Below are 13271 nucleotides of genomic sequence, written 5' to 3'. Positions count from 1 at the left end.
TAAAGTTTTTCTATATTTGTTAAACAAATGAGAAAAACTGTCACAATAATAGGTTCTGGTTTTGCTGCTCTTTCTTGCGCATGTTATCTGGCGCAACAAGGTCATAGCGTCACTATATACGAGAAAAACGAAACTATAGGCGGAAGAGCCAGGCAGTTTAAAGCTGCAGGTTTTACCTTTGATATGGGGCCAAGCTGGTATTGGATGCCCGATGTGTTTGAGAATTTCTTCAAAGACTTCAACAAAAAGACTTCTGATTATTATGAGCTTATTAAGCTCAATCCCGCATACAGGGTCTATTTCGGAATAAACGATTTTGTTAGCATTTATGATAATTTAGAAGAAATCAAACAGACTTTTGAATCTATTGAAAAAGGCAGCTCGCTTAAATTGCAAAGCTTTATTTCGGAGGCAAAAAGCAATTACGACATTGCCATCAAAGATTTGGTTTATCGTCCGGGTGTTTCGCCATTGGAACTTATTACTCCAAAAACCATTCTAAAACTGAATCAGTTTTTTGGTTCGGTCAGTCGCGGCATCCAAAAAAAATTCAAAAACAAAAAACTGATTCAGATTCTCGAATTTCCGGTTTTGTTTTTGGGCGCCAAACCATCTAAAACACCTTCTTTTTACAATTTTATGAATTATGCCGATTTCGGCCTCGGAACCTGGCATCCTAAAACAGGAATGTTTGATGTTGTACGAGGATTAGAAAAGCTAGCTCTAGAGCTTGGCGTAACCATTAAGACAAATTCTCCGATTGAAAAAATAGAGGTTAAGGACAAAACTGCAGTCGGGGTCATTTTAAACAAAACATTTATCCCATCAGATATCGTAGTTAGCGGTGCCGATTATCAGCACAGCGAAAGTTTATTAGAAGAACAATATCAGACTTATTCTCAAAAATATTGGGAAAGCCGCGTTTTTGCGCCTTCTTCTCTCCTATTCTTTGTGGGTTTCAATAAAAAAATAGAAAACATTTCGCACCACGCCTTATTTTTTGACACCGATTTTAATCAGCATGCCGAAGCGATTTACGATAACCCGAAATGGCCTGACGAACCGCTTTTTTATGCCAATTTTCCATCAAAAACAGATTCGACTGCCGCACCAGATGGAATGGAGTCTGGTTTTTTCCTGATTCCTCTTGCGCCCGGAATCGAAGATTCTGAAGAACTTCGCCAACAATATTTTGATAAAATAATTACTCGTTTTGAAAAACTGACCAATCAAAACATTCGTGACGCGATTATCTATAAAAAATCATTCTGCAAAAATGACTTTGTAGCCGATTATAATGCATACAAAGGAAATGCCTACGGAATGGCCAACACTTTGTTTCAGACGGCTTTTTTAAGGCCGAAACTAAAAAGCAAAAAAGTTCGTAACTTGTATTTTACAGGACAGCTCACTGTTCCGGGACCGGGAGTTCCACCTGCTTTAATTTCGGGAAAATTAGCGGCAGAATTAATTCAAAAATCTTTAAAAGCTTTACAATGAAATCACTATTCGACGCCGCTTCTTTCAAATGCAGTAAGCTGATAACCCAGAGCTACAGCACTTCTTTTTCCCTTGCCGTAAAAATGCTTTCTCCAAGCATTCGAGATGGCATTTATAGCATTTACGGTTTTGTTCGCCTCGCAGACGAAATTGTAGATTCTTTTCACGATTACGAAAAAGAATACCTTCTAGACGATTTTGAAACCGAGTATTATAAGGCCGCACAACTGGGCATCAGCCTTAATCCAATTCTGAACTCGTTTCAGCAGACAGTAAAACAATATAATATTACAGACGATTTGATTCAGGCGTTTCTAAAGAGCATGAAACTCGACCTTATCAAGTCTACTTACACCACCAAAAGCGAGTACGAAGATTACATTTATGGATCGGCAGATGTTGTCGGACTTATGTGTTTAAAGGTTTTTGTGAAAGGAAACAATCAAAAATACGAGCAGCTAAAACAAGAAGCGATGAAACTGGGATCGGCTTTTCAGAAAGTCAATTTCCTGAGAGATCTAAAAGATGATAATCTTATTTTAAATCGAAATTATTTTCCTGGAATCGACCTTAAGAATTTCGACGAAAACGCCAAAACAGCCATTATAAACGAAATTGAAGACGATTTTAAAATGGCTTTTCAAGGAATTATAAAACTACCGATTGAAGCCAAATTCGGTGTTTATACAGCTTACATTTATTATAAAAAACTGCTTAAAAAGTTAAAGAACACGCCGTGCCACGAAATAGGAAATGCCAGAATACGAGTTTCCAATTACACAAAAGCGGGACTTCTGGCACAGTCCTTTGTAACCTATAAACTGAAAATGGTGTAAAGAACCTCAAAAAACCAAACCAAATAAACAAAAGCTCTTTTTTTACGATTTTAAATCATAACTTTAATACAGCAACAACAACAAAATGATTTCTTTTTTAATCTTTATAGGCGTTTTTTTGTTTATGGAATGCATTACTTGGCTTACGCATAAATATGTTATGCATGGCTTTATGTGGTATTTTCATTCCGATCATCACCAGCCGAAATACGAAGATACTTTTGAGCGAAACGACATTTTTTTTGTCATATTCGCCATACCCAGTATTTTACTTTTTTATTTTGGCGTAAAAGCCGATTTCAATTACTTGTTTTTTATCGCGTGCGGGGTTACGCTTTATGGAGTATGTTATTTCTTAATTCACGATGTTTTGATTCACCAGCGATTTAAATGGTTTAAAAACACCAAAAACAAATACCTCATCGGACTAAGAAAAGCGCATAAAATTCATCATAAGCACCTCGGAAAAGAACACGGAGAATGTTTCGGAATGTTGTTTGTTCCTTTTAAATATTATAAAATGTAGAACAATTTGGGCGTTTCCCTCTGGGTCGGGTTTTACACTCACGCTTCCCGATGAAAAATCGGGAGAGCTCCGCTACAACCCCTAACGCTCACGTAAAACAAGAACCATTCGTAATAATCTGCGTTATGAAATTATACAAAATAGAAACTGTACAGCACATTAATACTACTATAGAAGAATGTTGGGACTTTTTTTCGAGTCCAAAAAACCTGCAGACAATCACGCTCGACAATATGAGTTTTACCATTCAGGATTTTGACGAAAAAAGAATGTATCCCGGTCAAATCATTACGTATACGCTAAAACCGCTCCTCGGAATCAAGATTTCTTGGGTAACCGAAATTACTTTTGTCAAAGACCATCACTATTTTATCGATGTGCAGCGTTTTGGACCATATAAATTATGGCATCATAAGCATTTTTTTGAACCGACCGAAAATGGAATAAAAATGACCGATGTTGTGCATTACGCTCTTCCATTCGGATATTTAGGACGTCTGATGAATCGATTAATTATTCAAGACAAACTCAAATCAATCTTTGACTACCGACGCAACAAAGTCGAAGAATTATTTAACCCCTTGGGTATAATTAAAAAATAAAAGCATTTTAACACATAGAAGCATAGTTTTTTGTGCCGAAAAAAGAAAAATGGAACAAACAAGTTTCCACACATAGCTAAACTATGTGCATTTAGACTAGTGAAACGCATTTTTTAAGTTTAGCTCTATGTTCCTATGTGTTGTAAATAATTTAACCCAACAACTTTATTTAATTCTAAAATAGAATCCAACAAAGATTTCGGGAAACTAATTCTTACCCTAAAAATGACAAAACAAAAAAACAATTTTTTCTGGTTCAGACGCGATCTTCGTTTAGACGATAATTTCGGATTATTCAATGCATTGCAGTCCGACTTTCCGATTATGCCGCTTTTTATTTTTGATGAAGACATACTCGACAATCTTCCAAAAAATGACGCAAGGGTAACCTTTATCTTTGATTCGCTTCAAAAAATAGATGTTGAACTCCAAAAATACGGTTCTTCGATTTTAATCAAAAAAGGAAAACCATTAGCCGTTTGGAAATCGCTCTTAGAAGAATATGACATACAAGAGATGTTTTATAACAAAGACTACGAGCCATCTGCCATAAAACGCGACCTAGCCGTTTCTGAATTATTAAAACAGCATAATGTTGAAGTATTTTCGTTTAAAGATCATGTGATTTTTGAAGAAAAAGAAATCGTAAAGCAAGACGGACTTCCATACACGGTCTATACTCCCTACAAAAACAAATGGCTGGAAAAATATCAAATTCTCGGTGCCGAAGAACATGATACAAAGCCCTTTTTCTCAAAATTTGCCCAAAACAAATTTACATTTCCAGAACTAGCAGCAATCGGTTTTGACAGAAGTTCTATAAAAGTTCAGCCTCACAACCTCACTCAGATTGAAAATTATAAAGAAACACGCGATTTTCCGGCATTAGACAGTACCTCCTATCTTTCGCCACATCTGCGTTTTGGTACGGTGAGTATTCGTAAGCTGGTAAACTGGGCCAATAGAAAAAACCAAACTTTTCTGAGCGAATTAATCTGGCGGGAATTTTTTATCCAGATTCTATTCAGTTTTCCAAAAGTGGTAAATCGCAATTTTAAATCCAATTACGATGGAATAAATTGGCGCAATAATGAAGAAGATTTTAAACGCTGGTGCACAGGAACAACTGGCTACCCAATGGTAGATGCCGGAATGCGCCAACTTAACGAAACGGGTTATATGCACAATCGTGTACGTATGATTACGGCGAGTTTTTTATGCAAACATTTACTGATCAGCTGGCAATGGGGAGAAGCTTATTTTGCTGAAAAGCTATTAGACTTTGAGCTGGCATCGAATGTTGGAAACTGGCAATGGGCCGCAGGAACTGGTTGCGATGCAGCACCTTATTTCAGGGTTTTTAATCCCGAAATCCAACAGAAAAAATTTGACGAAAAAGGAGAATATATCCGCAAATGGATTCCCGAATTTGATTTGGGTTACAATGAACCAATGGTTAATCATGCCTTTGCGAGAGATCGAGCTATCTCGGTTTATAAAGAGGGAATTTTGAAATAGTTTATTTTGTTTCAGGTTTCAGGTTTCAAGTTTCACGCAGATTTAGCCGATCAGCAGATTAAAAAACTTTGAAAAAGCGCTATACGCAAAGCTCTAGCAACCTGAAACTTGAAACTTGAAACCTCAAACAAACTCTTAATATTTCAAATAATTATCTACAACGATTTTAGCTTTCAAATCGAACATTAAATTGTATAATCCAAAGAAAGTACGGTTCATATATATAAAATGTTTCGAGCCGCGGTTTCCGTTCATTTTTCTGAGATTGGTATCTTCAGAGAAACGTTTTCCTAATTGTGCAATCGCGTTAAAGAAAGTTTCATCCGCAAAATCGAAAGTTTCGTTCTGAAAAGGCTGGGTGAAAAGCGACAACAGCTCGTGAAACATTTCGGTAAAATAGGCCACTTCAGCCGGAGTATCATCAGGGCGAAGAATTTCCAATTCTAACAATTTCTCATTAAAACGTTTTTCGTCTGTAATCACATTTTTATTGATCAGTTCAAAATAAGGTGTGTAAAAATCCTCTGGAATCTGTTTCATGCAACCAAAATCTAACGCAATAAGAGTGTTGTTTTCATCTACCAAAAAGTTCCCAGGATGCGGATCAGCATGTACTTTTCGAAGCACATGAATTTGATACATATAAAAGTCCCAAAGTGCTTGTCCTAATTGGTCTCCAGCCGCTTGGTCATTATTTGACGCAGTGAATTCAGAAAGATGAATTCCCGTCATCCAGTCCATCGTAATGATTTTCTCTGACGAAAACTCAGGATAATAATTCGGAAAAAGTATATTTTCGATTTTGCTGCAAGCATCTACTACTTCTCTGCTCTGTTTTAATTCTAGAAGATAATTTGTCTCTTCGATAAGCTTGTCTTCAACTTCCTTAAAGTATTTATCAGAATCTTTTCCTTGCAGATTAAACATTCGAATGGCAATAGGTTTTACCAGAGCCAAATCGGATGAAATACTATTGGCAACTCCGGGATACTGAATTTTGACCGCCAATTTTTTTCCGTCTTTAACCGCTAGATGCACCTGGCCGATACTGGCCGCATTTACCGAATTCGGATTAAATTCGTCAAAAATCTCATAAGGTGTTTTGCCAAAATTGCTTTTAAACGTTTTTAAAACCAATGGCGCCGATAAGGGCGGCACCGAAAACTGAGAAAGAGAAAATTTCTCTACATAGGCTTGCGGCAGGAAATTTTTATCCATACTGAGCATTTGCGCAACTTTTAGAGCGCTACCTTTCAAGCTTTTTAATCCGTCGTAGATATCTTCGGCATTGTTTTCGTTGAGTTTATCTCGCGTCAAATCTGGATTGACAACTTTTTCAGCATAATGCTTAATATAATTTACACCAATTTTGGCACCAGTCTGAACCAGTTTTCCGGCTCTTTCTATTTTTGAAGTTGGAATATAATCGATTGTTTTCATTTTCCGCTGTACACTTTTTCTTTGAATAAAAATTTTCCGAAATCTATCAAATGATTAATCGGCGCCACATTCATTAATTCGAAAGAAGCATTAACCGATTTTTCAATAAAAATATCCGTTTTTTCAAATGCTGGCGAGGCATCATCAATCCAGAATTTAATAGTCATCAGGAGTTGCACCCAAGCCGATTCCTGAATGGTTTTTTCTTGAAATTTCTGCAGTTTTTCTACTTCCAGTCTATAATCATCTGTCAAAATCTCACTAACATATCCCTTAAAATCATCACGTAGAGCAGAAAGCTGTGCCAAATTACGAAGCGGATTTCTCTGCAGTTTCAAAGCTTCGACAACATAACTCCTGTTTGCCGTTAAAACCTCGAAAAAGGTAAAATAGAAGCTCAGCATTTTATTTTTCATATCATATTGCTGATACTCCTCATTTTTATGAAGCAAATCAACCGTGTTGCTAAAAAACATTCTGAATATTTCTTTCTCCAAACCTTCTAAAGTTCCAAAAAAAGCATAAAATTCGGACTCATCAAAATTGTTTTCCTTCGCAAAATGATAAACCGATTTTGGTCTTTGTCCCTTTTCTAAAACAGTATCCATGTATAGTGAAACGATATCTTCTTTGCTGATAATCTTATTTTTAGCTTCCATTATATTAAAATTTAGAATTTGCCTTAAAGGTAAGCAATGTTTAAGTATCTTTACTTATAGTCAAACAGGTTGTGCTGTTAAATAAATTATAAACTCTCATGTCCAAAAACATCTTAATAACTGGAGGAACAGGATTCATTGGCTCCCATTTGACCGATTTACTATTAGAAAATGGTTATTCGGTCTCTGTGTTAAGCCGTTCTGCCCGCCAAAGCAACTCACAAATCACTTATTATCAATGGGATTTGAAAAAAAACTTTATCGAAGAAGATGCCATTTTGAACGCTGATTTTATAATACATCTCGCAGGAGAAGGCATTGTAGAAAAAAGATGGACCAAAAAACGCAAAAAAGCAATAATAGACAGTCGCGTAAAACCCATTGAACTGATTCTCTCTGTTCTGACAAAACACAACAAAAGTCTAGAAGGTTTTATCTCGGCATCTGGAATCGGGATTTACGGCGCTAAAACGAGCCATAAAATCTGTAACGAAGAAACACCGCCTGCGAACGATTTTCTCGGTATGACGTGCCAAATATGGGAAAATGCCGTTGATAAAATCGGCTCCCTAAATATTCGGACTGCCAAAATAAGAACCGGAATCGTTTTAGCCAAAGACCAAGGTTTTATGAAAAAAATGACTCCTACTTTTAAATCTGGCTTTGGGGCTGTTCTGGGAACTGGAAAACAATATATTCCGTGGATTTATGTCGATGATTTATGTCGAATTTATCTAAAAGCAATAGAAGATCAAGAAGTTATTGGCCCCTACAACGCCTGCATTACAGACAACACCACCAACTCAAGGCTTTCAAGATTGCTGGCGGAATTGTACGGATACAATATCTGGCTTCCCAAAATCCCAACATTTTTCCTTAAACTTCTTTTAGGAGAAATGAGCATAGCGGTTTTAAAAGGACAACGAGTTTCTTCAGACAAAATACAAAAAACCGGTTTTGAGTTTCTATTTACCGACCTCGAGAAAACGCTTATAAATTGCGTGAAATAACTATTTCAACGCAGCATACATCAAATCGCCGTTTTGTACAATTCCTGTAAGTTCTGTATTGGCTGTCGATGCAATTTTAGAAGCAATTGCCATAGGAATCTGAATGTCAAAATCTGAAACCAAAATTGGAAAATCAGAAATAATCTGGATACCCTCGGCAACTTTTTTTATAAATGCATTTACAATAAACTCCTTAGATTTGCCACGCAGCATCAGTTTTCCCTTGATTTGATAAGGCTTTTCGGTTTCCGTAAGATCTTTCAAATCAAACTTCTGAATCTTTCCCTTAAAGACGGCTTTTGGATACCGACGGCTTTCCATATAATTATCATTAAAATGCTGTTGCATCAAATCTAACTTAAAACGGAAATCTTTGATCAGAACAGTGCAGATAAAAGTGCTAGTTTTAGGTTCCAAAATAATAGCAACCTGTCTGTTTACGGCTTTTATTTCTTCAAAATAAGGCACAGAAGCTTCAAAATTGACGGTTCCGGTATTGGTGAAAAATTTATCTTGTGCAATAACCGAAAAAGCGGTAAAAAGTAAAGTTAATAAAGTAGTTGTTTTCATAATCGTCTGCATTTAAACAATTATGTCATTTTATTTTTGGTGAGAAAAAGAAAAAATAAAACGGCAGTATTCCGTGAAAATCAGTTCGTTGAACTTCATACTTAAAGTTACGAATTTTCGGCGAAGCCAGATGCCGTTTTATCCTAAATATTTGTGAATTTTTCTAAGTTTAATGTGCTACTAAAGAAATCTATTTACTTTCTAATTTCTGCCTTTTATCAAAGCTGAGAATACATTAACAAAAAACAGTAACTGAGCAGACCCAATTAAGAAAAACAAAATTGTAATTGACAGGTATATATTGTTGTTGTAATCAATTCCGTCTAGCACTTCAAGAAAATCTTTTGGGCTATGGTCTTTGATTAAATAATGTAGCAAAACAATTAACCCAAACCCTAAAACGCTGATTACAACGTGCGAAATCGTCATCCAACGGATTAAGTTCAAACGAAGTTTAATCAGTACAAGATAGAGCAAAGAAAAAAGCCCGAAAATAAAAGCGAAAATCAAACAAAAATCAATTCTTGAAACTATAAGATAAGTATCTTTAATATTAATACTGATACTTTTCTGTGGATTCAAAAATCCTGCAATAAGCAGAATTACTGTTGATACTAAAAATAAAAAATAAGGTTTGGTAGTTATAAAATTCATTCAACTAACAATTACGCTTTTACTTGTGTACAAATCTCAATCAAAAAGCCATTAAGGTCTCTTGCATATGCTACAATCTGCCCCCATGGCTTTTCGTGCGGCTCCGAAACAATCACCGCTCCAAACGAGGTCGCTTTCTGCAGTGTTTCGGGAACATCTTCGGTTATTAAGCCTATTTCGATTGCAAAAGGCTTGTCTTCTAAATTACTTTCCAAAAAACCATCAGGCAGATTCTGAGCTGCTAGTTTTTTTGAAGCAAAAGAAAGTGTGGTTTCACCTGTTAGCAATTCTCCGTAATCATTATCAGGAGAAACAAATTTTCTTGTAAAACCAAAAGCATTTTCGTAAAAAGCAATTGCTTCCTCAACATCTTCAACGTATAGTATTGTATATCCGAACTTAATCATTTTCTGAAGTTTTAAAATTTATGATTCTAAAGGTAGAAATTATATGCAATCTCGCTTTTATAATTTAGAATTAAATTTTACATTTTGATACTTCATTAACTGATTTCAAGCAACACATTATATTGATTCAAGCTTGCCAAATCTTCTATTGAATTTATGTTGGCCACTTTTGCATGTTCCTCGATTTCTTTCTTGGCTTCAATCTGTTTGATGCATTTTCTAAAACGGCGCACTTCTTCAAGATTAGACAAAATAAGTCCAGGAACAGCAACGCTTTTTCCTTCTTTGTCTTTGGCAACCATTGTAAAATAAGACGAATTGCAATGTTTGACCACTCCGGTCTGAATGTTTTCTGCCTCAACGCGAATTCCGACAATCATAGAGCTTCTACCTACATAATTTACAGAAGCTTTCATAGTCACCAATTCACCTACTTCGATTGGCTTTAGAAAGTTTACCGTATCGACAGAAGCCGTAACACAATAATTACCACAAAATTTTGAAGCACTTGCAAAAGCAATCTGATCGAGGAGCTGTAAAATATAACCTCCATGAATTTTACCACTGAAATTGGTATGTGAAGGCAGCATTAATTCTGAAATACTAATTTTGGAAGAAGAAACGGGCTTAAAATCTGTAGTCATGTTTTTGTTTTTGGTATTATTTAATAGTTTTTTGTGTTTAAAGCTCTGAACCCGGCAGTTCGTTTTCGTCTGAAATTGATGCTCTGGAAAGAATGTTTTCGGGAAGCGATTTTTTGGCCTTTGCTCCCATTTTCTTTAATCTTTCGACACTTGTAACGAGATTTCCTTTTCCCTCGACAAGTTTATTCATGGCATTTTCGTATTCGGTTTTGGTGTCCTTGATTTTATTCCCGATTCGGATTAAGTCGGATACAAAACCTTCAAATTTGTCGTAGAGAGCGCCAGCTTGTCTTGCAATTTCAAAAGCGTTTTCCTGTTGTTTTTGATTGGTCCACATACTGTCAATCGTTCGCAATGTTGCGAGGAGCGTACTTGGCGTCACGATTACAATGTTTCGGTCAAACGCTTTGGTATACAAGGCTGGATCTTCATTTAAGGCAATGGCAAAAGCAGGTTCCATCGGAATAAATAACAGTACAAAATCGGGACTTTCGATTCGGTACAAGTCATGGTAATTTTTATTTCCCAACTGCTCAACATGTCTTTTTATAGAAATTACATGTTCTTTCAAAAATTCTGTTTTGAGTAGTTCCGATTCTTCGTTGACCCATTTTTCGTAGGCCGCAAGCGAAACTTTAGAGTCGACAATCATTTTCTTTCCGTCAGGAAGATTGATTACCACATCTGGAAAAACGCGGTTTCCTTCTGTATTCACAAAACTCTGCTGCACTTCATATTCACGTCCTTTTTCTAAGCCTGATTTTTCTAAAACACGTTCCAATACCAGCTCGCCCCAATTTCCTTGCATTTTGCTGTCGCCTTTTAATGCTTTGGTTAGATTAAGGGTTTCTTTGCTCATCTGAACATTCATTTCACTGAGACCGATAATCTGCTGACGTAGTGCCGCATGATAATCGATGCTTTCTTTGTGGGTCTGTTCGACTTTTTGTTCGAATCCGTGAATTTTATCCTGCAAAGGCAACAGAATATTTTTCATGTTTTCACTATTTTGCTCAGTAAACTTCGCCGATTTTTCTTCAAGGATTTTATTGGCTAGATTTTCGAATTCTTTCGTGAATTTTTCCTGAAGCTCATTGATTTCGCTTTTTTGCTCTTTATGGCGTTCCCATAAATTTTCGAAATCAACTTCTTTTTTAGAAAGCTGAATGGCAAGACTATCTTTTTCTGTACGGATATTTTCTTTTTCAGCGTTCAGCAATTGCAGCTGTTTCTGAAAATAGCTTTTTTCGGTTTCAAACTGCTCTTTTTGTTGCAATAACTGATTGTTTAATGCGTGAAGCTTTTCCTCAAAAACAGCTTTATCCGACTGTGATTTGCTTTGAAACAGCAATCTTCCTAAGTATATTCCTAGAAAAAGGGCCAAGGCGAAACCTAATAAAAACGGTACATAATTCAACATATCTAAGTTTATTTTACGTAAAAGTACGCAATAATACGTAGTTCCAGATTCCAAAAATAAAAATTTCACGAAATAGTATTCAATGCAAACTAAATCAACATTTTTTCAAAAAAAATACACGACGACGCAACCATTTCGCAATTGATCCATCTACAGTATATAAACCTATTAAAAAATAATCATGAAAAAATTAATGCTGGGCTTATTTATAGCTTTTGGATTTAGTGCCTGCTCTCTTGGTAATGACGACGCTTATATGAATTGTGGCACTTATAAAGAAGTTGTTTTCAGCGGATTTCCGCTTTTATGCAATTATTCAGTAAAAACTCAAACCAATACTCCGGCTGCAGTCGCTGTTGGTTCGCAGGAAAAAATGGATCAAATTTTCACAAAGCATAACAACACTTGTACGGTTGCAAGCGACCCGAATATTGATTTTACCAAAAATGCACTGGTTGGTATCTTCGCTGGTCAAAAACCATCAAGCGGTTACGAAATCAAAATTTCATCTATTGTAGAAAACAGCTGTGAAATCATTGTAAATTATTTTGAAAAACAACCTGCTGCGGGAGAAGCGACAACGCCATCTGCAACTTATCCTTCAGATTTTGCATTAATCCCGAAAACTTCAAAACCGATTTACTTTAACAAAACAAACGAAAGTTCTGATTATATTGTAATTGGAAGTTTTGGCGCTACCAATACATTTTTCCAGATTAATGAATACAATTACTTGAAGTTTCAAGGGGTTGTTACAGATCAGTACGAATTCGGCCAGTATAAATATACCGCAACGATTAAAAGAGGTGAATTAACACAGTTGCTTAAAATTGTTCCGACAGAAATCTTAAACTTAAAAGGACAATCTAAAACGTACGGAGATCCAGATTCTCAAGATCAAGGTGGTATTTATTTCCAACTTAGACAAGGCAAAGACATTACCAGAATTTCGATTGACAACATAGACACAAACGATCAGTCTGCAGAGGTAAAAGCATTTAAAAAAGCGATTCAGGATAAGATTACCGCTTTAAAATAAAAAACACAGTTTATGAGAAAGCTCATTGCATTTTTTATCGTATGCTGTCTTTTTACAACTGCCTATTCTACAGATGCTGCTAAGGTTGATTCGGGCTCAATCGTAAATACCTGGACTTGGGAAAAATCATTAGGAGGGGCAAAAAATCCTTATGTTTCGACCCCGAAAAGCTTGGGTTTTGCAAAAAAAATTGTTTTTACCGAAAACGGAAGAATCATCACTTATAAAAACAATGTTGAGATCCGAAACAGCACGTATCAGACATCAAAAGGAATAGGCATTTTTGACCAGTCAGAACACGACCTTATTACGTTTGAGGGCAAGACTTACATCATAGAAAACCTTGACAATCAAAACCTAACAATTATAACCAATAACGAAGAAGGTGTTCGCACAATCTTCAAAAGATAGTTTTGTAAACGTTTATAGACTATTTTTGCCAAAAT

15 protein-coding genes are annotated in these 13271 nt (G+C 35.9%); 8 read left to right on the top strand and 7 right to left on the bottom strand.

From position 1 onward, the window contains the following. Nucleotides 1–27 precede the first annotated feature (27 nt). The 5 genes from E0W73_RS13155 to E0W73_RS13135 all read left to right on the top strand — a co-directional run bounded on the left by E0W73_RS13155 (nt 28) and on the right by E0W73_RS13135 (nt 4982). Complete coding sequence (locus E0W73_RS13155) at nt 28–1500, top strand: phytoene desaturase family protein (protein ID WP_135222532.1); 1473 nt, start codon at nt 28–30, stop codon at nt 1498–1500. Further along, nucleotides 1497–2336 (top strand): phytoene/squalene synthase family protein, encoded by an 840-nt coding sequence (locus E0W73_RS13150; RefSeq protein WP_135222531.1) that lies wholly within the window; start codon nt 1497–1499, stop codon nt 2334–2336. The genes E0W73_RS13155 and E0W73_RS13150 overlap by 4 nt, the downstream gene beginning before the upstream one ends. Nucleotides 2337–2421: 85 nt before the next feature. Beyond that, nucleotides 2422–2862 carry a sterol desaturase family protein gene (locus E0W73_RS13145; RefSeq protein WP_135222530.1) on the top strand — a complete coding sequence of 147 codons (441 nt, stop codon included), beginning with the start codon at nt 2422–2424 and terminating at the stop codon, nt 2860–2862. 125 nt (nt 2863–2987) lie between these two features. Next, nucleotides 2988–3464 (top strand): SRPBCC family protein, encoded by a 477-nt coding sequence (locus tag E0W73_RS13140; protein WP_135222529.1) that lies wholly within the window; start codon nt 2988–2990, stop codon nt 3462–3464. A 225-nt stretch (nt 3465–3689) separates the two neighbouring features. After that, the gene (locus E0W73_RS13135; RefSeq protein ID WP_135222528.1) at nt 3690–4982 is read left to right on the top strand and encodes a cryptochrome/photolyase family protein; all 1293 of its coding nucleotides are present in this window, start codon (nt 3690–3692) and stop codon (nt 4980–4982) included. Between the two features lie 135 nt (nt 4983–5117). Here E0W73_RS13135 and E0W73_RS13130 read toward each other — a convergent pair whose 3' ends face one another. Continuing rightward, nucleotides 5118–6422, bottom strand: a complete 1305-nt coding sequence (locus E0W73_RS13130) for an ABC1 kinase family protein (RefSeq protein WP_135222527.1) — start codon at nt 6420–6422, stop codon at nt 5118–5120. Then, complete coding sequence (locus tag E0W73_RS13125; protein WP_135222526.1) at nt 6419–7081, bottom strand: TetR family transcriptional regulator C-terminal domain-containing protein; 663 nt, start codon at nt 7079–7081, stop codon at nt 6419–6421. The genes E0W73_RS13130 and E0W73_RS13125 overlap by 4 nt, the downstream gene beginning before the upstream one ends. A gap of 98 nt (nt 7082–7179) precedes the next feature. Between E0W73_RS13125 and E0W73_RS13120 the strand changes: the two genes are divergently transcribed. Next, nucleotides 7180–8091 (top strand): TIGR01777 family oxidoreductase, encoded by a 912-nt coding sequence (locus E0W73_RS13120; RefSeq protein ID WP_135222525.1) that lies wholly within the window; start codon nt 7180–7182, stop codon nt 8089–8091. Here E0W73_RS13120 and E0W73_RS13115 read toward each other — a convergent pair whose 3' ends face one another. The 5 genes from E0W73_RS13115 to E0W73_RS13095 all read right to left on the bottom strand — a co-directional run bounded on the left by E0W73_RS13115 (nt 8092) and on the right by E0W73_RS13095 (nt 11786). Next, on the bottom strand, nt 8092–8661 hold the full coding sequence (locus E0W73_RS13115; protein WP_162847705.1) for a YceI family protein: 570 nt from the start codon (nt 8659–8661) through the stop codon (nt 8092–8094). Nucleotides 8662–8862: 201 nt separating this feature from the next. Next, nucleotides 8863–9315: a hypothetical protein gene (locus tag E0W73_RS13110; protein WP_135222523.1), complete on the bottom strand. Its 453-nt coding sequence runs from the start codon at nt 9313–9315 to the stop codon at nt 8863–8865. An 11-nt stretch (nt 9316–9326) separates the two neighbouring features. Further along, entirely contained in the window at nt 9327–9722 is a 396-nt protein-coding gene (locus E0W73_RS13105; protein ID WP_135222522.1) for a VOC family protein, read from the bottom strand. A gap of 95 nt (nt 9723–9817) precedes the next feature. Then, entirely contained in the window at nt 9818–10366 is a 549-nt protein-coding gene (locus E0W73_RS13100) for an acyl-CoA thioesterase (RefSeq protein WP_135222521.1), read from the bottom strand. A gap of 37 nt (nt 10367–10403) precedes the next feature. Continuing rightward, nucleotides 10404–11786, bottom strand: coding sequence for a DNA recombination protein RmuC (locus E0W73_RS13095; RefSeq protein ID WP_135222520.1), 1383 nt, complete (start codon nt 11784–11786; stop codon nt 10404–10406). Between the two features lie 181 nt (nt 11787–11967). On the opposite strand from E0W73_RS13095, the gene E0W73_RS13090 reads away from it, so the two are divergent. Together E0W73_RS13090 and E0W73_RS13085 are read left to right on the top strand one after the other, a co-directional pair. Beyond that, a complete protein-coding gene (locus E0W73_RS13090) occupies nt 11968–12825 on the top strand; it encodes a protease complex subunit PrcB family protein (RefSeq protein WP_135222519.1) in 858 nt (285 codons plus the stop codon). A gap of 12 nt (nt 12826–12837) precedes the next feature. Continuing rightward, a complete protein-coding gene (locus E0W73_RS13085; protein ID WP_135222518.1) occupies nt 12838–13236 on the top strand; it encodes a hypothetical protein in 399 nt (132 codons plus the stop codon). The last annotated feature ends 35 nt before the right edge of the window (nt 13237–13271 follow it).

This window comes from Flavobacterium foetidum, from assembly GCF_004634245.1.
Taxonomy (GTDB): domain Bacteria; phylum Bacteroidota; class Bacteroidia; order Flavobacteriales; family Flavobacteriaceae; genus Flavobacterium; species Flavobacterium foetidum.
This window is presented reverse-complemented; position numbering and strand designations above follow the sequence as displayed.